This is a genomic window from Comamonas sp. 7D-2, from assembly GCF_022749555.1.
Taxonomy (GTDB): domain Bacteria; phylum Pseudomonadota; class Gammaproteobacteria; order Burkholderiales; family Burkholderiaceae_C; genus Comamonas; species Comamonas thiooxydans.
In genome coordinates, this window is record NZ_CP094238.1 from 4,647,386 (window position 1) to 4,671,786 (window position 24,401).

The 24,401-nt window shown below is 61.1% G+C and carries 20 protein-coding genes; 8 read left to right on the forward strand and 12 right to left on the reverse strand.

Annotation, left to right across the window (positions count from 1 at the left end; genetic code table 11):
• Positions 1–361 precede the first annotated feature (361 nt).
• The 3 genes from MPZ60_RS21375 (at position 362) to MPZ60_RS21385 (ending at position 5,844) form a co-directional block, all read left to right on the forward strand.
• Positions 362–3,271, forward strand: a complete 2,910-nt coding sequence (locus MPZ60_RS21375) for a ribonucleoside-diphosphate reductase subunit alpha (protein ID WP_034357813.1) — start codon at positions 362–364, stop codon at positions 3,269–3,271.
• A 228-nt stretch (positions 3,272–3,499) separates the two neighbouring features.
• On the forward strand, positions 3,500–4,591 hold the full coding sequence (locus tag MPZ60_RS21380; RefSeq protein ID WP_034357815.1) for a ribonucleotide-diphosphate reductase subunit beta: 1,092 nt from the start codon (positions 3,500–3,502) through the stop codon (positions 4,589–4,591).
• 179 nt (positions 4,592–4,770) lie between these two features.
• Positions 4,771–5,844 (forward strand): hypothetical protein, encoded by a 1,074-nt coding sequence (locus MPZ60_RS21385; RefSeq protein ID WP_242899882.1) that lies wholly within the window; start codon positions 4,771–4,773, stop codon positions 5,842–5,844.
• A 103-nt stretch (positions 5,845–5,947) separates the two neighbouring features.
• On the opposite strand, the gene MPZ60_RS21390 is transcribed toward MPZ60_RS21385, so the two are convergent.
• From MPZ60_RS21390 to MPZ60_RS21425, 8 genes are all read right to left on the reverse strand, one after another.
• Positions 5,948–6,847, reverse strand: coding sequence for a carbohydrate kinase family protein (locus MPZ60_RS21390; RefSeq protein WP_034354288.1), 900 nt, complete (start codon positions 6,845–6,847; stop codon positions 5,948–5,950).
• Between the two features lie 111 nt (positions 6,848–6,958).
• Entirely contained in the window at positions 6,959–8,239 is a 1,281-nt protein-coding gene (locus MPZ60_RS21395) for a DUF3426 domain-containing protein (RefSeq protein WP_080746138.1), read from the reverse strand.
• Positions 8,240–8,300: 61 nt separating this feature from the next.
• Positions 8,301–9,191: a 50S ribosomal protein L11 methyltransferase gene (gene prmA / locus MPZ60_RS21400; protein WP_034355260.1), complete on the reverse strand. Its 891-nt coding sequence runs from the start codon at positions 9,189–9,191 to the stop codon at positions 8,301–8,303.
• Between the two features lie 142 nt (positions 9,192–9,333).
• A complete protein-coding gene (gene accC / locus MPZ60_RS21405) occupies positions 9,334–10,692 on the reverse strand; it encodes an acetyl-CoA carboxylase biotin carboxylase subunit (protein ID WP_003068932.1) in 1,359 nt (452 codons plus the stop codon).
• Positions 10,693–10,816: 124 nt separating this feature from the next.
• Positions 10,817–11,278 (reverse strand): acetyl-CoA carboxylase biotin carboxyl carrier protein, encoded by a 462-nt coding sequence (gene accB, locus MPZ60_RS21410; RefSeq protein ID WP_003068934.1) that lies wholly within the window; start codon positions 11,276–11,278, stop codon positions 10,817–10,819.
• A gap of 147 nt (positions 11,279–11,425) precedes the next feature.
• A complete protein-coding gene (locus MPZ60_RS21415; protein ID WP_034354295.1) occupies positions 11,426–11,977 on the reverse strand; it encodes a TlpA disulfide reductase family protein in 552 nt (183 codons plus the stop codon).
• The gene (locus MPZ60_RS21420) at positions 11,970–12,572 is read right to left on the reverse strand and encodes a hypothetical protein (protein WP_003068937.1); all 603 of its coding nucleotides are present in this window, start codon (positions 12,570–12,572) and stop codon (positions 11,970–11,972) included. Before MPZ60_RS21420 ends, MPZ60_RS21415 begins: the two co-directional genes overlap by 8 nt.
• A complete protein-coding gene (locus MPZ60_RS21425; protein WP_131324646.1) occupies positions 12,569–12,802 on the reverse strand; it encodes a hypothetical protein in 234 nt (77 codons plus the stop codon). Before MPZ60_RS21425 ends, MPZ60_RS21420 begins: the two co-directional genes overlap by 4 nt.
• A 43-nt stretch (positions 12,803–12,845) precedes the next feature.
• Between MPZ60_RS21425 and mpl the strand changes: the two genes are divergently transcribed.
• Complete coding sequence (gene mpl, locus MPZ60_RS21430; protein ID WP_034354299.1) at positions 12,846–14,264, forward strand: UDP-N-acetylmuramate:L-alanyl-gamma-D-glutamyl-meso-diaminopimelate ligase; 1,419 nt, start codon at positions 12,846–12,848, stop codon at positions 14,262–14,264.
• 144 nt (positions 14,265–14,408) lie between these two features.
• Here the strand turns inward: mpl and MPZ60_RS21435 are convergent, their stop codons facing one another.
• Positions 14,409–14,726 carry a hypothetical protein gene (locus tag MPZ60_RS21435; protein WP_012839818.1) on the reverse strand — a complete coding sequence of 106 codons (318 nt, stop codon included), beginning with the start codon at positions 14,724–14,726 and terminating at the stop codon, positions 14,409–14,411.
• A gap of 395 nt (positions 14,727–15,121) precedes the next feature.
• On the opposite strand from MPZ60_RS21435, the gene MPZ60_RS21440 reads away from it, so the two are divergent.
• Positions 15,122–15,493 carry a YqcC family protein gene (locus tag MPZ60_RS21440; protein ID WP_012839819.1) on the forward strand — a complete coding sequence of 124 codons (372 nt, stop codon included), beginning with the start codon at positions 15,122–15,124 and terminating at the stop codon, positions 15,491–15,493.
• A gap of 94 nt (positions 15,494–15,587) precedes the next feature.
• Here MPZ60_RS21440 and MPZ60_RS21445 read toward each other — a convergent pair whose 3' ends face one another.
• The 3 genes from MPZ60_RS21445 to rodA form a co-directional block, all read right to left on the reverse strand.
• On the reverse strand, positions 15,588–16,748 hold the full coding sequence (locus tag MPZ60_RS21445; RefSeq protein WP_003068944.1) for a 3-deoxy-7-phosphoheptulonate synthase: 1,161 nt from the start codon (positions 16,746–16,748) through the stop codon (positions 15,588–15,590).
• A gap of 590 nt (positions 16,749–17,338) precedes the next feature.
• Positions 17,339–18,799, reverse strand: coding sequence for a metalloprotease TldD (gene tldD, locus MPZ60_RS21450; RefSeq protein WP_034354302.1), 1,461 nt, complete (start codon positions 18,797–18,799; stop codon positions 17,339–17,341).
• Between the two features lie 384 nt (positions 18,800–19,183).
• Positions 19,184–20,365, reverse strand: a complete 1,182-nt coding sequence (rodA, locus tag MPZ60_RS21455) for a rod shape-determining protein RodA (protein WP_003068946.1) — start codon at positions 20,363–20,365, stop codon at positions 19,184–19,186.
• A gap of 178 nt (positions 20,366–20,543) precedes the next feature.
• Here rodA and MPZ60_RS21460 point away from each other — a divergent pair, with 178 nt between their 5' ends.
• The 3 genes from MPZ60_RS21460 (at position 20,544) to MPZ60_RS21470 (ending at position 24,258) form a co-directional block, all read left to right on the forward strand.
• The gene (locus MPZ60_RS21460) at positions 20,544–21,128 is read left to right on the forward strand and encodes a YqiA/YcfP family alpha/beta fold hydrolase (RefSeq protein ID WP_034354305.1); all 585 of its coding nucleotides are present in this window, start codon (positions 20,544–20,546) and stop codon (positions 21,126–21,128) included.
• A 170-nt stretch (positions 21,129–21,298) separates the two neighbouring features.
• Positions 21,299–23,368: a ribonuclease catalytic domain-containing protein gene (locus MPZ60_RS21465; protein WP_034354308.1), complete on the forward strand. Its 2,070-nt coding sequence runs from the start codon at positions 21,299–21,301 to the stop codon at positions 23,366–23,368.
• Positions 23,369–23,397: 29 nt separating this feature from the next.
• Positions 23,398–24,258: an energy transducer TonB gene (locus tag MPZ60_RS21470; protein ID WP_003068949.1), complete on the forward strand. Its 861-nt coding sequence runs from the start codon at positions 23,398–23,400 to the stop codon at positions 24,256–24,258.
• The last annotated feature ends 143 nt before the right edge of the window (positions 24,259–24,401 follow it).

Here is a 24,401-nt window from a genome sequence, read left to right on the forward strand (position 1 = left end):
GCGCGCGCGCAACAACTGTCGCCTGCATCAAACACGCAAATTTTTTACATATTTCCGGCCCGATCTGCCGCCGCGCGCAACCGCGCCACAGGCCTTTATTCATGCGGGATGAAGTCATTTTTGCGGCTGTCAAGCGGCGCTCGAAATGCCAGATTCAGTAGTTTCATCAGGTCGCTCGGATTTAAGCGCGATACACTACCGGTAGTGTTTTAAAGAGCCTCAGACCCCATATCTAGTGTTTACAAGTTGTGCACACCCTGTGCAAACCATGTGTAAACCGAGGCGCCGAATCGTGTTTTTGATGGCCTGCCCACAGTGCAGGCCTTTGTCTGCCTATCCACATACTGACTCAGAGGAACTTATGCAAGAAGCGTTGAACTCACTGCCTTCTGCCGCGCCTGCCGGTGCAGCCAATTCTTCCTCCCCCAATGACAGCTATCAGATCATCCGCCGCAGCGGCGATGTGGTGGCTTTCGCGCCCCAGAAGATTGCCGTGGCCCTGACCAAGGCTTTCCTGGCTGTGCGCGGCGCGCAGGGCGCGGCGTCTGCCAGCGTGCGCGACACCGTCAACGAACTGACCGAAGGCGTGGTGCGCGCACTGGTGCGCTCGCGTCCCGATGGCGGCACCTTCCATATTGAAGATGTGCAGGACCAGGTCGAGCTGGGCCTGATGCGCGCCGGCCACCAGGACGTGGCCCGCGCCTATGTGCTGTACCGCGAGCGCCGCAACCAGGAACGTGCCGAGCAAAAGAAGGCCGCCGAAGTGGCCGCCGCTGCCGCCGCCAAGCCCGTGCTGCATGTGACCGACAACGGCCAGCGCGTGCCCCTGGACCAGGAGCGTCTGGAGGCTCTGATCGTCGCTTCCTGCCGCAATCTGAATGCCGACATCCAGTCCGCGCCCATCGTGGCCGAGACCCTGCGCAATCTGTACGACGGCGTGCCTCTGGCCGAGGTCTACAAGGCGTCCATCCTGGCCGCCCGTACGCTGATCGAAAAAGACCCCGACTACACCTACGTCACCGCTCGCCTGCTGCTGCACACCATCGTGCGCGAAGTCATGGGCCGCGACGTGCAGCCCGCAGAAATGCAGGCGGCCTATGCCGACTACTTCCCCGGCTTTGTGCAAAAGGGCGTGGACAACGAGCTGCTCAACCCCGAGCTGCTGAGCTACGACCTGCCCCGTCTGGCCAAGGCCCTGAAGGCCGAGCGCGACGAACAGTTCGACTACCTGGGCCTGCAGACCCTGTATGACCGCTACTTCCTGCACGTGCGCAAGACCCGCATCGAGCTGCCCCAGTCCTTCTTCATGCGCGTGGCCATGGGCCTGGCGCTGAACGAGCCTGACCGCAATGCACGTGCCATCGAGTTCTACGAGCTGCTGTCGTCCTTCGACTTCATGTCGTCCACCCCGACGCTGTTCAACAGCGGCACGCTGCGCTCGCAACTGTCGTCCTGCTACCTGACCACCGTGCCCGACGACCTGGACGGCATCTACGAATCCATCAAGGAAAACGCTCTGCTGTCCAAGTTTGCTGGCGGCCTGGGCAATGACTGGACCCGTGTGCGTGCCCTGGGCTCGCGCATCAAGGGCACCAACGGCGAATCGCAAGGCGTGGTTCCCTTCCTCAAGGTGGTCAACGACACGGCCGTCGCCGTGAACCAGGGCGGCAAGCGCAAGGGCGCGGTCTGCACCTATCTGGAATCCTGGCACCTGGACATCGAAGAATTCCTGGAGCTGCGCAAGAACACCGGCGACGACCGCCGCCGCACCCACGACATGAACACGGCGAACTGGATTCCCGACCTGTTCATGAAGCGCGTGATGGAAAAAGGCCAGTGGACCCTGTTCTCGCCCGCCGACGCTCCCGATCTGCACGATCTGTACGGCGAAGCCTTCGAGAAGGCCTACACCGCCTATGAAGCCAAGACCGACAGCGGCGAGCTCAAGCTGTTCAAGCGCGTGCCTGCCGTGGACCTGTGGCGCAAGATGCTCTCGATGCTGTTCGAGACCGGCCATCCCTGGATCACCTTCAAGGACCCCTGCAACATCCGCTCGCCCCAGCAGCACGTGGGTGTGGTGCACTCGTCCAATCTGTGCACCGAGATCACGCTCAACACCAGCGACACCGAAACTGCGGTCTGCAACCTGGGTTCCGTGAACCTGGTCCAGCACATCAAGGACGGCAAGATCGACCACGACAAGCTGCGCAAGACCGTGAACACGGCCATGCGCATGCTGGACAACGTGATCGACATCAACTACTACGCCGTGCAAAAGGCCAAGGACTCCAATCTGCGCCACCGCCCCGTGGGCATGGGCCTGATGGGTTTCCAGGACGCGCTGTATGAAATGCGCACCGCCTACGCCAGCCAGGGCGCCGTCGAGTTCGCCGACGAAGCCATGGAAGCCATCTGCTACTACGCTTACTGGGCATCGACCGAGCTGTCCAAGGAACGCGGCACCTACTCCACCTTCAAGGGATCGCTGTGGGATCAGGGCATCCTGCCTCCCGACACCCTGAAGCTGCTGGAAAAGGCCCGCGGCGGCTATGTGGAAGTGGATCGCTCCGCCAAGCTGGACTGGGATGCCCTGCGCGCCAAGATCGCCCAGGACGGCATGCGCAACTCCAACTGCGTGGCCATTGCGCCCACCGCCACCATCTCCAACATCGTGGGTGTGGATGCCTCGATCGAGCCTTCGTTCGGCAACCTGTCCGTGAAGTCCAATCTGTCTGGCGAATTCACCGTCATCAACCAGTACCTGGTGCGCGACCTCAAGCGCCTGGGCCTGTGGGACGACGTGATGGTCATGGACCTCAAGCATTTCGACGGCTCGCTGCGCGCCATCGACCGCGTGCCGCAAGAGATCAAGAACCTCTACGCCACCGCGTTCGAAGTCTCGCCCGAATGGCTGGTGGAAGCCGCCTCGCGCCGCCAGAAGTGGATCGACCAGGCCCAGAGCCTGAACATCTACATGGCCGGTGCATCGGGCAAGAAGCTGCACGACACCTACATGCTGGCCTGGCTGCGCGGTCTGAAGACCACCTACTACCTGCGTACCACCAGCGCGACCAATATCGAGAAGTCCACCGTGCAAAGCCGTGTGCTGAACGCCGTGTCCTCCGGCGCTCCTGCCGCTTCGGCGGCTCCTGCTGCCAAGCCTGCGGTGAGCGCACTCGAAGCCGCTGCCGCCGCTGCCCGTGCCCAGGCCCCCGCCACGGACATCAAGTTCTGCGCGATCGACGATCCAGGCTGCGAGGCCTGCCAGTAATTGACTGGCTCCCCCTGAGGCGCTTGGCCTAGGCGGCCCCCGCGCCTTCCCCCTCTCTGGCGCTGAGCGCCGGAGGGGGACGACACCCTCGGTGCGCGGCGGCGCTTCCTCGGTGTCTCTCGCTTTAGAGTGCGCCAGTATTTGAGTGGCGCCACTCCATCAATAAATGACTGAAAAGCTGGATGTCGATTGCATTGCACCCAGCCTTTTCCCCCTCAAGGAATAAATATGCTGAGCTTTGACGACGACACCTTTGCCCCTTCCGCCACCAGCGCAGAAGCCGGCGCGTCCACCAGCACCCACAAGCGCGTGAATGCCGCCGACAAGCGCATCATCAACGCCAAGACCGACGTGAACCAGCTGGTCCCCTTCAAGTACAAGTGGGCCTGGGAAAAGTATCTGGCCACCTGCGCCAACCACTGGATGCCGCAGGAAGTGAACATGACGCGCGACATCGCGCTGTGGAAGGACCCCAACGGCCTGACCGAAGACGAGCGCCGCATCGTCAAGCGCAATCTGGGCTTCTTTGTGACGGCCGACTCGCTGGCCGCCAACAACATCGTGCTGGGCACCTACCGCCACATCACGGCGCCCGAGTGCCGCCAGTTCCTGCTGCGCCAGGCCTTCGAGGAAGCCATCCACACCCATGCCTACCAGTACATCGTGGAATCGCTGGGCCTGGATGAATCGGAAATCTTCAACGCCTACAACGAAGTCCAATCCATCCGCGACAAGGACGAGTTCCTGATCCCCTTCATCGAAGCGATCATGGACCCCAACTTCCACACCGGCACGCCCGAAACCGACCAGACTCTGCTGAAGTCGCTGATCGTTTTTGCCTGCCTGATGGAAGGTCTGTTCTTCTACGTGGGCTTCACGCAGATCCTGGCCCTGGGCCGCCAGAACAAGATGACGGGCGCCGCCGAGCAGTACCAGTACATCCTGCGCGACGAGTCCATGCACTGCAACTTCGGCATCGATCTGATCAACCAGCTCAAGCTCGAGAACCCCCATCTGTGGACGGCCGAGTTCAAGCAGGAAATCACGGAGCTGTTCCAGAAGGCTGTGGAACTCGAATATCGCTATGCCGAGGACACCATGCCACGCGGCGTGCTGGGCATGAATGCATCCATGTTCAAGGGCTATCTGCGCTACATCGCCAACCGTCGCGCCACGCAGATCGGTCTGGAGGAACTGTTCCCCGGTGAAGAAAATCCCTTCCCCTGGATGAGCGAAATGATCGATTTGAAGAAAGAACGTAACTTCTTTGAGACACGAGTGATCGAGTATCAGACCGGAGGCGCACTTTCTTGGGATTAATTGCTTCTAAGCAGGCACAATGCGAGTCATGACTTGCTTCACTTCATTGCTACAAAAAACTGAGATTTTTGGCGTGAAGCAAATTTGTGTTCCTAGCGATGCGTAACTCCACATCGCTTTGAATCGTCCGGCACCGCAAGGAACCGGACGTCTTATGCAAATCAACGAAGGAGAAAATGATGGCAACTGCGAAGAAGACGGCCGCCAAGGCCACAACCGAGAAAAAGACACCTGCCAAGAAGGCGGCCGCGCCCAAGGCTGAAGCTGTGAAGAAGGCAGCTGCAACCAAGACCGCAGCCCCCAAGGCCGCTGCTCCTGCAAAGGCTGCACCCAAGAAGGCTGCCACCGCTGCCAAGGCTGCTGCTCCTGCAAAGGCTGCACCCAAGAAGGCTGCAACCGCTGCCAAGGCTGCAGCTCCTGCAAAGGCTGCGCCCAAGAAGGCTGCAACCGCTGCCAAGGCTGCTGCTCCTGCAAAGGCTGCACCCAAGAAGGCTGCAACCGCTGCCAAGGCTGCTGCTCCTGCTAAGGCTGCACCCAAGAAGGCTGCAACCGCTGCCAAGGCTGCTGCTCCTGCAAAGGCTGCACCCAAGAAGACTGCAACCGCTGCCAAGGCCGCTGCTCCTGCGAAGGCTGCACCCAAGAAGGCTGCAACCGCTGCCAAGGCCGCTGCTCCTGCAAAGGCTGCACCCAAGAAGGCTGCAACTGCTGTCAAGGCCGCTGCTCCCAAGAAGGCTGCAACTGCTGCCAAGGCCGCTGCCCCCAAGAAGGCTGCAACTGCTGCCAAGGCCGCTGCTCCCAAGAAGGCTGCAACTGCTGCCAAGGCCGCTGCCCCCAAGAAGGCTGCAACTGCTGCCAAGGCCGCTGCTCCCAAGAAGGCTGCAACTGCTGCCAAGGCCGCTGCCCCCAAGAAGGCTGCAACTGCTGCCAAGGCCGCTGCCCCCAAGAAGGCTGCAACTGCTGCCAAGGCCGCTGCTCCCAAGAAGGCTGCAACTGCTGCCAAGGCCGCTGCCCCCAAGAAGGCTGCGACTGCTGCCAAGGCCGCCGCTCCTGCAAAGGCTGCCCTCAAGAAGGCTGCAACTGCTGCCAAGGCCGCTGCCCCCAAGAAGGCTGCAACTGCTGCCAAGGCCGCTGCTCCCAAGAAGGCTGCAGCAGCACCCGCTCCTGCCGCAGTAACCGAAACCGCTGCACCCGTGGCACAGACCCGCCTGGCACCTCAAGCCGCCTGGCCCTTCCCCACAGGTAACAAGCCCTGATCGGTCCGCTGACCTGCACGCCATAAAAAAGCCCGGCCTCTCTTGCGAGAGTCGGGCTTTTTTACATGCCTGATATCAGTGCCCTCAGGGCACGGACACCAAATCAGGGCTGAAAGTCCAGCTGATAGTTCTGCGGGCCGCGATGCGCAACCTTGAGCGCACCCATGCGGTTTCCCAGTTCGGCGCAACGCACCAGATCCCAACCACGCTCCAGACCAAACAGGAAGGCACCACGCCAGGCATCGCCGCAACCTGTGGGATCGACCACGGCAGCGGGCTTCACCGGAGCAACCAATGTCTTTTCGCCCTGCTGCCAGACTTCGCAACCTTCGGCGCCCAGGGTCACGACCAGGCCACGCACCTTGTGCGAGATCTCGTCAAAGCTCAGGCCCGTGCGCTCGCTGAGCATCTTGCCTTCATAGTCGTTCACTGCCACCCAGTCGGCCTGCTCGATAAAGGCCTTGAGCTCGTCGCCATTGAACATGGGCAGGCCCTGGCCGGGATCGAACACAAAGGGAATGCCTGCAGCTTTGAACTGGGCGGCGTGCTCGATCATGGCTTGACGGCCATCGGGAGCAACAATGCCGATCTTGACATCGGCAGCCATGTCGGCAGTGATGCGATTCTCGTGCGCCTGCATCATGGCGCCTGGGTGGAAAGCGGTGATCTGGTTGTTGTCATGGTCGGTCATGATCATGCACTGCGCCGTATGCGTGCTCTGCAGCTGACCCACATGACGGGTCTCAATGCCCAGTTCCTTGAAGCGCTGCACATAATCCGCACCGTCACTGCCCACCATGGCCATGGGGTGCGCATCGCCGCCGAGCAGCTTCAGGCTATAGGCAATATTGCCGGCACAGCCACCAAAGTCGCGGCGCAGCGTGGGCACCAGAAACGATACATTCAGTATGTGCAGCTGGTCGGGAAGAATCTGGTCTACGAAACGACCTTCAAAGGTCATGATGTTGTCGAATGCCAGCGACCCGCAGATCAAAGCGGCCATGGTGCGTTCTCTTTCAGAAATGAATGAAGAGGGGCTTGCGCCAACAAGGATGTACAACGGGCATTTCTATTGGCGAAACACCTTGCCTGATCCGAATTGGCACAAGCCGTATTAGGGATAAAAAACCAGCGCCCGGTAACCCGCCACTGCGGCGCCGAGGTCCTGCACCTGCACAGGAACGTTCACGCTCCACTCCTGACGGGCATGCAGCTGCTCCGGGGCACCCAGCAGCCTCAGATCGATCACACGGCGCAGCAAAGGCCTGTCCTGTGCATCGGTCAAGGTCAGCTCGGCCATGGGCATGGCCACTGGCACATCGGAGCGGTTCTCCAATGTCAGGCTCCACTGGTACTGATGGTCATCGGCAAGTTGCTTGAAGCCCGAGCCACTGATCACCACATCGGCAATCGCGCGGCGGGCCTGCAGCTCGCAACCCGCCAGACTGCAGGCCTTGGCCAGCACAGGGGCCAGCGCCGGATATTGCGCAGCCAGCACATCGCGTTGCAGCCAGGCATATTGCCCAACGGCACCGGCTACGGCTACCAACGAGCCCAGCACCAGCGCCACACGCATGCCTGCCGAGTGCCAGAACGCCTGCCGGCGGGCCTGACGCACAAAGCCAGGTTCATCGCCAGCAATGGCAACAACCTCATCCTGATCCGCATCCGTGACAGCCTGCGCCCGGTCCCTTGCGGGTTGTATAGCGCCGATATCAGCATGCAGCAGCGCCTCCTTCGAGACAGCTTCGGCCTGGGCCTCATCCTTGAGGCCCTGCGCGGCCTCGGCCATCAGGACCTCGCTCGACGGCGGCTGCACAAGCAGCTCCGGCTCCGGCTCGGCGGGAGCGGGAATATCACCAGACTTCAGCCTATCCTCCGGCTCGCTCGCGTCCGGATGAGGATCATGCTGAGCAGCTGCTGCATCCTCTTCAGTCAGAGGACGCGCCTGATCGACAAACGAGGGCTGTGCATCCGCCATCCCGGGCATGGACGACTCGGATTCGGAAACCACATCGGCAGGCTCTGCTGCCGGGGCGGCTTCTGCGGCCTGGGCAACAGTCGGTGCCGCGTCCACCGAATCCGATGCCAACTCCTGCAAGGCCTCAGCCTTCTGCGTATCGGGGGCGGGAGCATCCGCGGCATCCTGCTGCGGCCAAACCGGCGTCCGCTGTTCTCCGGCTTCCGTCGGCTGCACCTCCTGCACGGCAGGCTTCTGCGGCGCATCAGCTGCTTCCGGCTGCAGCAGCTCGTCGGGCACGGACTGCAAATCCTGCGAGGCATCAAAGACGCTTTGGCACATCCCGCAGCGCACCCAGCCCTGCGAGATGCGCAGTTGGTCGGCGACCACTTTGAAGCGGGTTCCACAGGAGGGGCAACGGGTGACTTGGCTCATCAGGGTTCAATTGTAGGCAGCAACAACCCGCACACCTGCTGGCTGCGGGTTTGCATCGCAATCAGGCTGCTCGCTGTGCAGTCATGAGAATCCAGCCGTCTTCGCTGTCGGCCACCTCCAGCTTGAGATAAGGCGCATAGGCCTCCTTCAGCTCGTCGGCCTGGCGTTCCAGAATGCCCGCCAACACCAGATTGCCGCCAGCTTGCACACGACCGCACAGCAGCGGCGCCAGCACCTTGAGCGGCGTAGCCAGAATATTGGCCAGCACGGTCCGGTACTCGCCGCCAGCCGCATCTGGCAGGCCGGCCCTGACTTCCACATGGTTGGCACTGGTGTTGTAGTTGGTCGATTCCACGGCCGCGGGATCGATGTCCACCGCATCCACATCGGTCGCGCCGAACTTGGCGGCACCAATGGCCAAAATGCCCGAGCCACAGCCATAGTCCAGCGTGCGTCCCAGGGTACCCTTGGGCTGGCGTGCAATCCAGCGCAGACACATGCGAGTAGTGGGGTGGGTGCCGGTACCGAAAGCCAGACCAGGGTCCAGACGGATGCTGACCTTGGCCTGCTCGGGCAGTTCATGCCAGGTGGGCACGATCCAGAACTCGGGCGTGATATCCACGGGCTCGAACTGCGACTGCGTCAGGCGCACCCAGTCCTGCTCGGGCACGGGCTTAAGGGCCAGAATCTTGCAGCCCTCAAAAAAGTCCTGCGGCAGCAGTAGATCACGCGCCTCGGTGGCCGCAGCTTCGTCGGGATAGAGGGCGATCACGCGGCTGCGGTTCCAGCCTTCCTTCGGTGCGGGCATGCCAGGCTCGCCGAACAGTGCCTGCTCGGCTTCGGTCTGCGCATCGGCATCTTCTACGGACACGCTCAATGCATCGAGTGCATCCAGCGCTTCGCTAATGGTTTCGACCCGATCTTCGGGGCACAGCAGGCTCAGCTCGAACATGGCCATCCTTTCTAGCAACTGCGTCTCCATGCCAGGTCAGCCCTGATGGAGAGAACGCACTTGTACTTTCCTGAAAAACGAAAATGCTGGCCTCCGTTGCCAGAGGCCAGCATGGGAACTCAGAGCAGCAAGGCTCCTGATCTCATCGCTTGTTGGGCGTGCGATGCGTCAGCCACTCTTCCAGATAGTGGATGTTGGTGCCGCCTTCCATGAACTTGGAGTCGACCATCAGATCCTGGTGCAGCGGAATATTGGTTTTGATGCCTTCCACCACGGTCTCCAACAAGGCCGTGCGCATGCGGGCCATGGCCTGCTCGCGGGTATCGCCATAGGCAATGATCTTGCCAATCATGGAGTCGTAGTTGGGCGGCACGAAGTAATTGTTGTACACATGGGTGTCAACACGTACGCCAGGACCGCCGGGAGCATGCCACATGGAGATGCGGCCGGGCGAAGGGATGAACTTGTACGGATCTTCGGCGTTCACACGGCACTCGATGGCGTGCCCCTTGAACTCGACCTGGCGCTGGGTGAAAGGCAGCTTCTCGCCGGCAGCGATCATGATCTGGGTGCGCACGATGTCGATGCCCGTGATCAGCTCGGTGATGGGGTGCTCCACCTGCACGCGGGTGTTCATCTCGATGAAGTAGAACTCGCCGTTCTCGTACAGGAACTCGAAAGTACCCGCACCGCGATAGCCGATCTTCTTGCAGGCCGCAGCGCAGCGCTCGCCGATCTTCTCGATCAGACGACGGGGAATGCCGGGAGCCGGAGCCTCCTCGATCACCTTCTGGTGGCGACGCTGCATGGAGCAATCGCGCTCGCCCAGATACACGGCGTTCTTGTGCGTATCGGCCAGCACCTGGATCTCCACGTGACGCGGATTCTGCAGGTACTTTTCCATGTAGACGGCAGGATTGCCGAAAGCAGCGCCGGCTTCGGCCTTGGTCATCTGCACGGCATTGATCAGCGCAGCTTCGGTGTGCACCACACGCATGCCGCGACCGCCGCCGCCGCCCGAGGCCTTGATGATCACGGGATAGCCGATGGTCTTTGCAATGCGCTTGATGAGCGCGGGATCATCGGGCAGTTCGCCGTCCGAGCCGGGCACGCAAGGCACACCGGCCTTGATCATGGCTTGCTTGGCCGAAACCTTGTCACCCATGGTGCGGATGTTCTCGGGAGTCGGGCCGATAAAGGTGAAGCCGCTCTTTTCCACTCGCTCGGCAAAGTCGGCGTTCTCGGACAGGAAACCGTAACCGGGATGGATGGCTTCTGCATCGGTCACCTCGGCAGCCGAGATGATGGCCGGCATATTGAGGTAGGACAGCGGAGAAGGAGCTGGGCCGATACAGACGGCCTCATCGGCCAGCTTGACGTACTTGGCATCACGGTCGGCTTCGGAGTACACCATCACCGCCTTGATACCCAGCTCACGGCAAGCGCGCTGGATGCGCAGGGCGATCTCGCCCCGATTGGCAACCAAAATTTTCTTAAACATGAAGTTCCTCGCAGCTTGGTGCCTGTGCCGCAGCACAGACTACTGCCAATGACTCAGTCGCGCAGCCAGTGGCTAGCGCACCTCGGCGCTGCCATGCGAACTGCACGCAACGCCTCATGATCTATCACTCGATCACGAACAGAGGCTGGCCGTATTCCACAGCCTGGCCGTTTTCACCCAGAACGCGAACAATGGTGCCGGTCTTGTCGGCTTCGATTTCGTTGAGGATCTTCATGGCTTCAACGATGCAGATGGTTTCGCCTTCCTTGACCTGGCTTCCCACATCCACAAAGGGCTTGGCGCCGGGGCTGGAGGCACGGTAGAAGGTACCGACCATGGGCGACTTCACCACATGGCCTTCAGCAGCAGCAGGGGCTGCGGCCGCCACGGGAGCAGCGGCAACGGGAGCTGCCGCCAAGGGGGCAGCCATCACAGGAGCGGCTTGCACGGGGGCAGCAACGTATTGGTGAACCACACCTTCGCTCTTGACGATACGGACCTTGCCCTCTGCTTCGGTGATCTCCAGTTCCGACACATTCGATTCGGACACCAGATCAATAAGGGTCTTGAGTTTTCGCAAATCCATGGGAGCTCCAGCGACGTATTTCTAAACAGGGCGCGAATTTACCTCAAATTCGGCCTTCTGCGTGCATTGGCAGATATTTTTCACTAACGTCGCCATGGAATTTAGTTACCTACACTTTTCTGACGACAAGAGCAATGTTCATTCGCTCTATTTGCTCCAATCTGTCAGATCTTCGCTGGAAAGCTCGCCTATTTTACGTTGCCGCACTTGCCCCTTGGCATCAAACAGAACCGTGAATGGCAGGCCTCCCTGCAAGTTACCCAGACTTCTGCTCAGTCCCAATCCCCCTTGCATGGCGATGGCTACCGGGAATTGCACAGGCTGACGCTGCAAAAAACGCAGCACGGCTTCGGATTTGTCGACCGCGAGGCCAACGACCTGAATACCTTTTGCACCCTGCTGCGCCGCAAATTCGCTGAGCATGGGCAGCTCCTTGACACAGGGCGGGCACCAGGTGGCCCAGAAGTTGACCAGCAAGGGCCGCCCCTGGAAGCCTGCCATGGCAAAAGGCTTGCCATCGGGCGTTTCAAAGGTCTGACCCCACAGTTGCGCCTCGGCGCCGGGGCCCATGGCCCGAGGCTGACTGCGCCACCAGGCCACGCCGGCGCCGCCCCCGGCCGCCACTGCGGCCACTGCGCCGGTCAGCCACATGCGGCGCGAGCCATTGGTCGACTTGTTCTCAGAGGTGTTTTCACTCATCGCAGCTCTCCTGCAGCAGCTTGCGCAAGGCCTTGGCATCACCACGCGGGCTGCGGCCATGGCTGTCGGGCTTCATGGCACCGCGCATATCATCATGGTCATAGACCAGCAGATGCACGCCCACGGTTTCATTGATCGGCTTGCACAGTGCATGAATGGAAAGTGCCTCGACTGGCTTGCCCTGAAAGCCTGTGACCGTGCTTGGCTCGTATTGCACATGGTTGTTGATGAGCGCTATTTCGGCAGACTTGGGATCATCGCAGAACAGTTGCAGATAGATATCCGACAGCCGCGTGGCCGTGCCGCGCCAGACTGCTCCGGCCAGATGCGGGCGAAACTCCTGCAGCCTGTCCATCCAGACCAGGGCCAGCTCGCGCAGTGCCTGCAACTCCTGCGGCTGGGTGTCGCCGCAGAACAGCTCTATATATTCACGCACCGCTTCTTCAAGCTGGTCGTTGTCGGGCAGCGCCGTGCGGCCGGGCAGGCCGAGCTGACGCACGGCCCGTTGCTTGGCCGGACCCCATTCGAGGCCTTCCTCCACCACCAGGCGGGCCGCTGTCTGAGCGATTTCAGCAGTCACGTTATCCAAACTCATAGCGCTATTTCATCACGCCCGCCGCAGCAGGCGCGGCAGATCATGCTCGCATTGTGACCCAGATGAATGACCGCACTTTGACCTGGACCGTACAGACCAAGGTTTTGATAGCTGCTAGCACCCGTTTCGTATCGAACTGAAAGTAAAAACACATTTAAATCCATATAGATCATGCGCAACCAGCTATCAATTTGGTAAGAAAGGTTACCGTCAGCGCTCAGGCAGGCCATGGCTTGCCTCCAGGTCATGCAGGCAAACGTAGAATCCCCGGCCATGCACATACATATTCTGGGCATTTGCGGCACCTTCATGGGGGGCCTGGCCGCCTTGGCACGAGAAGCCGGTCACAAGGTGACGGGCTGCGATTCCGGTGTTTACCCGCCGATGAGCGATCAGCTGCGCCAGTTGGGCATCGAGCTGATCGAGGGCTATGGCGCCGACCAGATTGCGCTCAAGCCCGATATGTATGTGGTCGGCAACGTCGTCAGCCGCAAACGTCTGCCCGACGGATCGCCCAAATTCCCGCTGATGGAAGCGATTCTGGACACCGGCGCCGCCTATACCAGCGGCCCGCAATGGCTGGCCGAGCATGTGCTGCGCGGTCGCCATGTGCTGGCCGTGGCCGGCACCCACGGCAAGACCACCACCACATCCATGCTGACCTGGGTGCTTGAGTGCGCAGGTCTGCAACCCGGTTTCCTGGTCGGCGGCGTACCGCTGGACTTTGGCGTCTCCGCCCGCCTCGGTGCGGCCCAGCGCCCCGCCGCTGGTCCTGGCCCCGTCGGTGACGAACCCGTGTTTGTGATCGAAGCCGATGAGTACGACACCGCCTTCTTCGACAAGCGCAGCAAGTTTGTGCACTACCGCCCCCGCACGGCCGTGCTCAACAACCTGGAATTCGATCACGCCGACATCTTTGACGATCTGGCAGCCATCGAGCGCCAGTTCCACCACCTGATACGCACCGTGCCGTCGACCGGCCGTGTGGTGAGCAACGGCCTGGAAGAGAGCCTGACCCGCGTGCTGGCCGAGGGCTGCTGGAGTGAAGTGCGGAGCTTCGGCTCGGCTGTCAGCGATTTCAGCGCCGATGGCGATCCCAGCGACTTTGCCGTGCTGCACCGCGGCAAAAAGGTGGCGCAACTGCGCTGGAGCCTGACCGGCGTGCACAACCAGCTCAATGCACTGGCCGCCATCGCTGCCGCCGACCATCTGGGCGTTAGTGCCGAGGTGGCTTGCGAAGCCCTGTCGCGCTTTCAGAACGTCAAGCGTCGTATGGAACTGCGCGGCACGGTCAACGGCATCGAGGTCTATGACGACTTCGCCCACCACCCCACAGCCATCCGCACCACCCTGGACGGCCTGCGCCGCAAGCTCGGGGCAGAGGCCCGCATCCTGGCAGTGTTCGAGCCTCGCAGCAACACCATGAAGCTGGGCACCATGAAGAGCCAGTTGCCCTGGTCGCTGGAAAGCGCCGATCTGGTCTTCTGCCACACTGCAGGCCTCGACTGGGATGCCGCCGAAGCCCTGGAATCCATGGGCGTAGGCCCCGGCCAGCGCGCTCAGGTAGCAGGTGATATCGAGACCCTGATAGCGCAGATCAGCGCCGTCGTCCGCCCTGGTGACCATATCGTCTGCATGAGCAACGGCGGCTTTGGCGGCATCCACGCCAAGCTGCTGGAAGCGCTGAAATAAGCCCCGATAAAAGCAAATGCCCGCTCTACGCGGGCATTTTTCATTGCTCTGGAACAGACCAAGCCAGAGACGCCAAGCAAGGGCCGCCCCGCAGCAAAGGCGTCGTCCCCCTGGGGGGAAGCCGCAAAGCGGCTCAGGGGGGGATCAATAGCTTATCGACATCGCAGGCACATCCACCCGGATCAAGGGCTTGGACAGCACTGCATGCGCTGCCAGGGCATAGCTGTTGCGCCAGTCTTCGTTGTCAAACAGCTCGGGGCGATTGCGCGCCTCCCGCGCCACCACCACCAGCTTGTCAGCCAGCAACACCTTGCCGGTGGCCCGCAAAGGCTCGCACTCGAGCGAGACAAACTGCTGATCCAGCCAGCGTCGGCCTTCGTCCGAACTGATAGGGGACAGCGACTGGGTATCGACCCGGTATTCACGGTCGCCATCCAAAACCACGATTACTTCACTACGCATAAATCTCCTCTGACCTGGTGACTCTTGCACCATTCGTTGTCGTGGCCACAGCTTAATAGTGACCGCGGTGCTGAAGACGCTGCAAGCTGACGGCTTGCAAACAGCTGCGGCAACCAATGCATGGCCTGAAAGACTTGCATCAAGCATCACAGTGGTTACAGGAACATGGCATGCAAAGCAATGAAAAATCTTTAAATTTCATAGCATTGCTCGCATGCTTGGCAAGAATATAAGGGCAAAACCGTCTTTTTCAAGTGTCATTACGGACTCGTAACCCGCCAGTTATCTCCATCCAGGCTCCTGCCTTGAAAATGTGATGAGAGGACTTACATACTGCATAAATCTTTGACGAATACCAGTTTGCAGGCCTTGCAACGCCTTCAGGAAACATCACCATGACCGCTGAGAACATCCACCAAGAAATACGCGAGCATCTGCTGCAGCTGGAAGCCGAACTTCAGGTCCAGAAGCTCTGGTCCGCCGTAGCCCCAGACCCCAAGGCACTGGAGTCCACCACGCCTTTCATGTACGACACGCTCAAGCTGCACGAGTGGCTGCAATGGGTGTTCATCCCGCGCCTGCGCGCCGTGATCGATGCCAAGGGCAGCCTCCCCCACCAAAGCCATGTCTATCCGCTGGCCGACCACGAGTGGCAGCAGCGCACCGACTTTGACAAGCAGCAGTTGCTGCGCCTGCTCAACCGCATCGATGCCACCCTCAATGGATGCGAAATGACACCGGCATCAACGCCGGACACCAAACACTGATCGAGCAGGCAAGCAGCCCATTCCCATATAGAAAAACAAACAGGCCACAGGAAATACTCCCTGTGGCCTGTTTCGTTCACGCCCGCTTTATCTATCAGGCGAGCACTTCTGCTTCCTGCTTGCTGGCGAGCGCAGCAGCGCGGCGCTGGCTCACGGCCTGCGACAGCTCTTGCAGCGTTGCCAGAGAATCATCCCAGCCCAGGCAGGCATCGGTAATGCTCTGGCCGTAGGTCAGATCGCAGACTTCGTCCTTGCCGGGCGTGAACTTCTGCGCACCGCCGACCAGATGACCTTCGATCATCACGCCGAACACGCTGCTGGAGCCTCCGGCGATCTGAGCCGCGATATCACGGGCCACATCCTTCTGGCGCTCATGCTGCTTGTTGCTGTTGGCGTGGCTGCAGTCCACCATCAGCGAAGGCGTGAGGCCCGCTGTCTCCAGATCCCTACAGGCGGCCGCCACATGCTCGGCATCGTAGTTGGGCGTCTTGCCACCGCGCAGAATCACGTGACAGTCCTGATTGCCGCCCGTATGCACGATGGCGACCTGGCCGTTCTTGTGCACCGACAGGAAATGGTGGCCTCTGCTGGCCGACTGAATCGCGTCGGTGGCAATACGGATATTGCCGTCCGTGCCATTCTTGAAGCCAATCGGCGCCGAAATGCCCGAAGCCAGTTCACGATGCACCTGGCTTTCCGTGGTGCGGGCACCGATGGCGCCCCAGCTGATCAGATCACCGATGTACTGGGGCGAGATCACGTCCAGGAACTCGCTGGCCGCTGGCACACCCAGGCGGTTGATGTCGATCAGGAGCTGGCGCGCAATGCGCAGGCCTTCGTCGATGCGATAGCTCTGATCCAGGTAGGGATCGTTGATCAGCCCCTTCCAGCCCACGGTGGTGCGGGGTTTTTCGAAATAGACGCGCATCACCACTTCCAGCGTGTCCTTGTACTGCTCGCGCACCACGGCCAGACGGCGGGCGTAGTCCAGGGCAGCAGCCGGATCGTGAATGGAGCAAGGGCCGACGATGACCAGCAGACGGTCGTCCTGCGCACGCATGATGTTGTGGATGCTGCGGCGGGTGTCGCTGATCAGCGTCTCCACGGCAGTGCCGCGAATGGGGAAGAAGCGAATGAGGTGCTCTGGAGGGGGTAACACTGTGATTTCCTTGATACGTGCGTCGTCGGTCTGGCCTGTCTTGGGAGAGCCGGCGCGATACCAGGAATCGGTGGCGGAAGTGTTCAGAGCAGTCATGGCAATCTTTCGTGAGGTGTTTGATCGTTGAAAACCGGGGGTGCTGAAACGTAGGGGTGAAAAAAAACCGCCGGGCTTTGCAGCTTCGGCGGTTCTTTGGGAGGTGTTTGCAGGGTGCGCGCGTTTACCTCTCAGCCGCCGGGGGCGAGAACCAAAAGTAAAAGAAATAGGCGCGTTGCGTTTGCATGTCTTTCAATGTAGCACAGCTCTTTTGCATTGCAACATCAGCAGCTCGCACCGCCGTTCTGTCAAAAACAGGTTTTCCCTCTGAAATGACGCATTTTTCAAAATTTACTCTTGCGCAGTATTTTTGCGTTTTTTCTTATTTTTAAGAATTTTATTGACTTGAATCTCAATTTACCCAGAATCAGTGCAATTTTTCAGCGTATCAGCAATATTCAGGGCAAGGCCACCAAACGCCATGAAAAAAACCCTGCTGCCAGGCGATCTACAGCGGTTTGCCACAAGCTTTTTTGCCGTAAGCGGTCTGTGGCGAATGGTCTGCAGCACACTGAAATGAAAAACCCCCGCTCTGCCATGCAAAGCGGGGGTTGGTGCTCACGACGGGCAGACCCGCCATGAAACCTCTATCAGGCCGTGCCGCCAACTGTCAGGCCGTCAATGCGCAGCGTAGGCTGGCCCACGCCCACAGGCACGCTCTGGCCTTCCTTGCCGCAAGTGCCCACACCCGAGTCCAGGCGCATGTCGTTACCTATCATGCTGATGTGCTTGAGCGACTCCGGGCCGCTGCCGATGATGGTCGCTCCCTTGACGGGGTACTGGATCTTGCCGTTTTCCACCCAGTAGGCTTCGCTGGCAGAGAACACGAACTTGCCGCTGGTGATGTCCACCTGACCGCCGCCGAAGTTGGTGGCGTACAGACCCTTCTTGATGGATCCGATGATCTCCTGCGGATCCTTGTCGCCACCCAGCATATAGGTGTTGGTCATGCGCGGCATGGGGATGTGGGCATAGCTTTCTCGACGGCCATTGCCCGTGGGCTTGACGCCCATCAGGCGCGCATTCATGGAGTCCTGGATATAGCCCTTGAGAATGCCGTCCTCGATCAGCACATTGCTCTGGCTGACATGGCCTTCGTCGTCCACGTTCAGAGAGCCACGGCGATCGGCAATCGTGCCGTCGTCCAGCACGGTCACGCCCTTGGCGGCGACGCGCTGACCGATGCGGCCGCTGAAGGCGCTGGAGCCCTTGCGGTTGAAGTCGCCTTCCAGGCCGTGGCCCACGGCCTCGTGGAACAGCACGCCGGGCCAGCCAGAACCCAGCACCACGGTCATCACACCGGCCGGTGCGGGACGCGATTCGAGGTTGACCAGGGCTGCATGCACGGCCTCGTCCACATACTGGCTGATCTGCTCGTCGCTGAAATAGGCCAGACCGAAGCGACCGCCACCACCGGAGGAGCCCACCTCGCGGCGGCCCTTTTGCTCGGCGATCACCGTCACCGACAGGCGCACCAGCGGGCGCACGTCAGCGGCCAGCGTGCCGTCCGCACGGGCCACCAGCACCACATCGTATTCACTGGCAAGACCGGCCATGACCTGCACCACGCGCGGGTCCTTGGCGCGGGCCAGCTTTTCCACCTTGCCCAGCAACTCGACCTTGGTCGTGCTGTCCAGCGTGCTGATGGGGTCCAGCTCAGGATAGAGCGAGCGGCTTTGCGCAATCTTCTGCGCACCCGCCTTGACGCGGCGCGTCTGGGTTGCGCTGGAGATGGAGCGCACGGTACGTGCGGCATCCAGCAGCGAGGCTTCGGAAATGTCGTCGGAATAGGCAAAAGCCGTCTTCTCGCCGCTGACCGCCCGAACGCCTACTCCCTGATCGATGGAGAAGGAGCCGGTCTTGACGATGCCTTCCTCCAGACTCCAGCCTTCCGCGCGGGTGTACTGGAAGTAGAGATCGGCGTCATCCACCTGGTGCGAGCGAATTTCGGCAAGCGCACGCGCAAGATGGGTTTCGTCCAGGCCGAAGGGCTCAAGCAGCAACTGACGGGCCGTGGCCAAGCGTTCGATGGTGGGTTCGCGGGAAATCATGAGAGCATTGTAGAGATAGCTGCAAGCCCTGACTTGTCTCGGGCTGCGCATAAAAAAGAGCGGAATGTTGCCCCACCAGGCTGAACAACATTCCGCTCCGTTCACTTAGCTTCGCACTTGCCGGGTTCCGCCCTGCCCGCTTTGCATTGCAGAACCCCACCTGGGTCTTTGCCGCTCCCGCTTGATCGGTCTTCTGACCCCCCAGAACCGTTTGTAAACGCTGTTTACAGTCGAAGCAAGACCTTGGACGGAACTACTGACATTTTTCAACGATCTAAGCCCGCCGCCCCGGCACGCAGTTTCACATAAAACCATTACTCAAGGCTTGCAAAGCATAGAATTGAAGCTCTCCTTTTAAGAGCATCCAATCCCAATCACGGGTCTTCACGCATGGGGAATATGCCCATCACCGCCGGGTAGTTGCCGCTGCGCCCGCGACACCGACATCAGCACGCCCAGCGCCAGGCCCAACGTAACCATGGCCGTGCCGCCATAGCTGATGAAAGGCAGGGGCACGCCCACCACCGGCAAAATGCCGCTGACCATGCCCATGTTCACGAACGCATAGGTGAAGAAGATCATGGCCACGGCGGCTGCCATCAGTCGGCCGAACAGCGAGTTGGCATTCATGGAAATGGCCAGCCCGCGCCAGACAAGCAAGAGAAAGCCGACGATGATGAAGAGATTGCCTATAAGGCCGAATTCTTCGGAATAGGCGGCAAAGATGAAGTCGGTGGTGCGCTCGGGAATGAATTCCAGGTGGGTCTGCGTCCCAGCCATAAAGCCCTTGCCCCAGACACCGCCCGAACCGATGGCGATCATGCCCTGAATGATGTGAAAGCCCTTGCCCAGCGGGTCGCGCGTGGGGTCCAGCAAGGTGCAGACGCGTGTACGCTGATAGTCATGCAGAAAATACCAGCTCACGCCATCGGCACAGAGCTGGGGTTCAAACCAGACGATGAGGAAAATGCCGACCAGGGCCAGCAGCACCGGCGGCACGATGAGTTTCCAGGGCAGGCCGGCAAAAAAGATCACGGACAGGCCGGCAGCCATCACCAGCAGCGAGGTGCCCAGATCGGGCTGCTTCATGATCAGGCCCACGGGCACCATCAGCAGCACAAAGGCGATGACAAAGTCCGATGCGCGCAGATTGCCCTCGCGGCGCTGGAACCACCAGGCCAGCATCAGCGGCGTGGCGATCTTCAAAAGCTCGGAGGGCTGAATCACCACTCCCACATTCACCCAGCGCGTGGCCCCCTTCTTGGTGATGCCGAACAGCGCCACCGCCACCAGCAACACCACGCCCAGGGTGTAGAGCGGCACGGCCACCTTCATCAATTGCTGGGGGGATATCTGGGCCAGCACGAACAGCAGACCCGCCGCAATCAGCATATTGCGGCCGTGGTCCACAAAGCGCGTGCCGTGATCGAAACCCGCCGAGTACATGGCCAGCAGCCCCGCACCCGCCAACATGGCGATAAAGAGAAGCAGCAGGAAATCAAAGCCGCGAAACAGCGGAACAATGCGTTGCAGCAGCGAGGGCTTATCGAATTCGATGGCGGACATGGGCCGCAATTATCGTGGGAGCCGACTGCCGTGCAGCTTGCAGGGTTGAGCTTTGCTGACGACTCAAGTCGGCCCACGCTCATTCCCCCCGCCATAGGCCTTCTCCCCTGATAGTCTTGGGGCAGACAGTCCACAATGACCGCGACAGAAGTGTTTTTTACCAGAGGAGATTGCCGCTATGACGACCACCCACCTGCTGTACCTGCACGGCTTTCGCTCCTCCCCCCAGTCCAACAAGGCACGCATCATGGCGGACTATGTGGGCGCCAGGCATTCCAAGGTACGCTGGTGGTGCCCGCAGTTGCCGCCCTCGCCGCGCGAAGCGGCGGCCGTGATCGTCGAGGGCATAGCCAACTGGCCACGCCAGAACATGGCCGTCATGGGCTCGTCGCTAGGCGGCTATTACGCCAGCTGGGTGGCCCAGCTGGCGCGCTGCAAGAGCGTGATGATCAACCCTGCCATCAACCCGGCCCGCGACCTGGAAAAATACATTGGCGAGCAGTCCAGCTGGCATGACCCCGAGGAAACCTTCTTCTTTCGCCCCGAATACATTGAGGAATTGCGCCAGCTCGACACCCGCACCATGACGCCGGCAGCACCCGAGATGGTGTTGATCGCCCAGGGCGACGAGGTGCTGGACTGGAACGAGATGAGCGAGCGCTACCCTCACGCACTTCAATTGGTGCAAGAAGGCGGCGACCACGCCCTGAGCAACTTTGCCGAGTATCTGGACCGGATCGACGAATTTCTGGCCTTGGCCTGATGCCCTTGGCGACTCCAGGCGCCACCCCAGGAAACGGCTGTATTGCAGCAACGTGCCCCCTGTTCACGGCCCTGACCGCGCGGGGGCCACGTCTGATATTGACCGACCTCAAGCATGAACTGAATCACTTCTGAGCGCCGAATGTTCGGCTCGTGGGAAAATGCGCGGTTATGCACGCACTGTTTGAAGAAGCCGGCAAATTTCTGGCCGGGCGCATCCTCTCCGAAGCCGAATCCTCTGCCCAAGTCGAGCTGGACTCGGGCAAGCGGGTCAAGGTCAAGGCCGCCAATATCCTGCTCAAGTTCGAGAAGCCGGCACCTGCCGAGTTGGTCGCTCAGGGCCAGGTCCAGGCCGCCGAGATCGATCTTGATCTGGCCTGGGAATTTGCGCCCGAGGAAGAGTTCGGCTTTGCCGACCTGGCGCGTGACTATTTTTCCGAATCCGCGACGCTGGCCCAGCAGGCCGGTGCGCTGTTCTGCCTGTACGACGCACCGCACTATTTCCGTCGTGCGGGCAAGGGCCGCTTCAAGAAGGCTCCTGCAGAAATCCTGCAGCAAGCCCTTGCCGCCATCGAGAAGAAAAAGCAGATTCAGGCACAGATCGACGCCTGGGCCGAGGAACTGGGCCGCGGCGAATGCCCGCAGGCAATCCGCGAACAGCTCTACAAGATTCTGTTCAAGCCCGACAAGAACGCTGCCGAATACAAGGCCGTGGTCGATGCCAGCCGCGCCACCAAGCTGGCCCCGTTGGAGCTGCTGCACCGCGCAGGCGCCATCGACTCGTCCTACCAATTCCACTGGAAGCGCTTCCTGTTCGACAACTTCCCCAAGGGCACAGGCTTCCCCGCCGTGCAGGCCCCTCAGCCGCCGGCCGATCTGCCCGTAGCCGATGTAAAGGCTTTTTCCATCGACGACTCGGCCACCACCGAAATCGACGATGCGCTGTCCGTCACGGGCCTGGGCACGGGCACCGTCACCGTGGGCATCCACATTGCCGCCCCCGGTCTGGCCATCACGCCCGGCGGCGAGCTGGACAAGCTGGGCCGTGCCCGTCTGTCCACCGTCTACATGCCCGGCTACAAGATCACCATGCTGCCCGACGACGTGGTGCATATCTACACGCTGGATGAGGGCCGCTCCAACCCCGCGGTCTCGCTGTATGTGCAGATCAACGAGGAGACGCTGGAGACCATCTCCAGCGAAACCCGTCTCGAGCGCGTCCCCGTGGAAGTCAACTTCCGCTACGACAAGCTCGATCACATCGTCACCGAGGAATGGCTGACTGACTCCTCGATCGAGGTTGAAAACACGCCTGATTCATTGTTGGGCAAGCGCAAGGAGCTCACCTTTTTGCAGCGCTGGTCCAAGTTCCTCAAGGCCAATCGCGAAGTGGTGCGCGGCAAGCCCGAGAACTTCAACCGCCCGGACTACAACTTCCGTCTCGTCGGCAACGACGGCGCCGAGCCCAATGGCAGCGAGCAGGTGCAGATCACCGTGCGCAAGCGCGGCGCGCCGCTGGACCTGATCGTGGCCGAGGCCGCCATCGTGGCCAACAGCACCTGGGGCCTGATGCTGGCCGAGCACGGTGTGCCCGGCATCTACCGCAGCCAGGCCAGCCTGGCACCCGGCGTCAAGGTACGCATGAGCACCAAGGCCTTGCCCCATGCCGGCATAGGCGTGAAAGCCTACTCCTGGGCCACCTCCCCGCTGCGCCGCTATGTGGATCTGGTCAATCAGTGGCAGATCATTGCCTGCGCCCGCCATGGCAAGACGGCTGCCCTGGCAGCGCCCTTCAAGCCCAAGGACGCCGAGCTGTTCGGCATCATCAGCAGCTTTGACGGCGCCTACAGCGCCTACAACGGCTATCAGGCCGGCATGGAGCGCTTCTGGACGCTCAAGTATCTGGAGCAGAACGACATCAGCGAACTGACGGCCAGCGTGTTCAAGGAAGGCCCCAACGGCTCCTTCCTGGTGCGCGCCGACAATCTGCCGCTGGTACTGCCCGTGCTGGGTGCGCAGAACCTGCCGCGCGGCGCCCATGTGCGCGTCAAGCTCGGCGAGATCGACGAGATCTCGCTGGACATCTCGGGCACGCTGATCGAACGCCTGGATGCAGGAGCCGAGGCCGAAAGCGAAGGCGAGGACAGCGGCGAGGACGATGACGACGCCGTGGCCGGCCCCATCTCCATTGCGGTGGACATGAACGACGCCGATCCCGCAGCAGACCAGCCCAAGTCCTGATCTCCACATCTCATCGCCCTGACGCTGCCGTGAAACTGCCCACCTCTCTTCGACGACTGAGTACGCTGCAGCTGGCGCTGGGCGTTTCCATCGCCGTCCATGCCGTGTTGCTGACAGTCCGCTTCGTGGACCCGGAACGCTTTGAGCGCGTGTTTCAGGACACGCCGCTGGAAGTGATTCTGGTCAATGCCCGCGCCAACGAGACGCCGGACAAGGCCCAGGCCATCGCCCAGACCTCGCTGGCCGGCGGCGGCGATGCCGACCAGGGCCGGGCCACCAGTCCCATGCCCTACTCGGCCCTGACAACAGTGGGCGACGATTTCGAGGAAAAACAGCGCCAGCTTGACGCCATGCAGGAGCAGCAGAACCAGTTGCTGACCCAGCTGCGCCAGCAAGTGGCCGCGCTGCCCCCGATAGACCCGCGCCTGAGCGCTGACAACAAGGCCCTGGAGGCACAGGAAGAAAAGCGCTTGCAGCTCATCAAGCTGCTGGCGGAGATTGAAAAGCGTATCAACGCAGAAAACGCCCGCCCCAAGAAGCGCTATATCAGCCCCGCCACCAAGGAGGCCGTGTACGCCGTCTACTACGATGCGCTGCGCCGCAAGGTGGAAGACAAGGGCACGGAAAACTTCCCCGAGAACAAGGGCAAGAAGCTGTATGGCGAGCTGGTCATGATCCTGACTGTGAATCATGACGGCCGCGTGCTTTCCACCGAGGTTGTGCAGGGCTCGGGTAACCGCATGCTCGATACCCGTGCCGAGGCCATTGCCCGCGCCGCAGCCCCTTACGGCCACTTCGGCCCGGCCATGCGCACCAAGGCCGATCAGATCGCCGTCGTCTCGCGCTTCAGGTTCACACGCGAGCAGACACTGGAAACAGACATAAGGTGACCCCCTGTGCCACCTTCGGCGTCTTCCCCCGCTCTCGCATCGCTTCGCTTGCAGGCGGGGAACGCAGCCAGCGCGGCGGGACGGCCCTTGTGCGGCTGCCTTGGCTTAGGCTGCGCCGATCTCGCCGGCCACTGCCCCAACGC

Bases quoted from the DNA above. Each gene is read 5' to 3' on its own strand.
- MPZ60_RS21385 (WP_242899882.1), top strand. From the start codon at position 4,771: ATGGCAACTGCGAAGAAGACGGCCGCCAAGGCCACAACCGAGAAAAAG.
- prmA (WP_034355260.1), bottom strand. From the start codon at position 9,191: ATGTTCGAGCTGAGCCTGCTGTGCCCCGAAGATCGGGTCGAAACCATT.
- MPZ60_RS21465 (WP_034354308.1), top strand. From the start codon at position 21,299: ATGCACGCACTGTTTGAAGAAGCCGGCAAATTTCTGGCCGGGCGCATC.
- MPZ60_RS21390 (WP_034354288.1), bottom strand. From the start codon at position 6,847: ATGGCCGCTTTGATCTGCGGGTCGCTGGCATTCGACAACATCATGACC.
- MPZ60_RS21395 (WP_080746138.1), bottom strand. From the start codon at position 8,239: ATGAGCCAAGTCACCCGTTGCCCCTCCTGTGGAACCCGCTTCAAAGTG.
- MPZ60_RS21440 (WP_012839819.1), top strand. From the start codon at position 15,122: ATGACCGCTGAGAACATCCACCAAGAAATACGCGAGCATCTGCTGCAG.
- MPZ60_RS21415 (WP_034354295.1), bottom strand. From the start codon at position 11,977: ATGAGTGAAAACACCTCTGAGAACAAGTCGACCAATGGCTCGCGCCGC.
- rodA (WP_003068946.1), bottom strand. From the start codon at position 20,365: ATGTCCGCCATCGAATTCGATAAGCCCTCGCTGCTGCAACGCATTGTT.
- MPZ60_RS21435 (WP_012839818.1), bottom strand. From the start codon at position 14,726: ATGCGTAGTGAAGTAATCGTGGTTTTGGATGGCGACCGTGAATACCGG.
- MPZ60_RS21380 (WP_034357815.1), top strand. From the start codon at position 3,500: ATGCTGAGCTTTGACGACGACACCTTTGCCCCTTCCGCCACCAGCGCA.
- accC (WP_003068932.1), bottom strand. From the start codon at position 10,692: ATGTTTAAGAAAATTTTGGTTGCCAATCGGGGCGAGATCGCCCTGCGC.
- tldD (WP_034354302.1), bottom strand. From the start codon at position 18,799: ATGATTTCCCGCGAACCCACCATCGAACGCTTGGCCACGGCCCGTCAG.
- MPZ60_RS21460 (WP_034354305.1), top strand. From the start codon at position 20,544: ATGACGACCACCCACCTGCTGTACCTGCACGGCTTTCGCTCCTCCCCC.
- MPZ60_RS21420 (WP_003068937.1), bottom strand. From the start codon at position 12,572: ATGAGTTTGGATAACGTGACTGCTGAAATCGCTCAGACAGCGGCCCGC.
- MPZ60_RS21375 (WP_034357813.1), top strand. From the start codon at position 362: ATGCAAGAAGCGTTGAACTCACTGCCTTCTGCCGCGCCTGCCGGTGCA.
- mpl (WP_034354299.1), top strand. From the start codon at position 12,846: ATGCACATACATATTCTGGGCATTTGCGGCACCTTCATGGGGGGCCTG.
- MPZ60_RS21445 (WP_003068944.1), bottom strand. From the start codon at position 16,748: ATGACTGCTCTGAACACTTCCGCCACCGATTCCTGGTATCGCGCCGGC.
- MPZ60_RS21425 (WP_131324646.1), bottom strand. From the start codon at position 12,802: ATGGCCTGCCTGAGCGCTGACGGTAACCTTTCTTACCAAATTGATAGC.
- accB (WP_003068934.1), bottom strand. From the start codon at position 11,278: ATGGATTTGCGAAAACTCAAGACCCTTATTGATCTGGTGTCCGAATCG.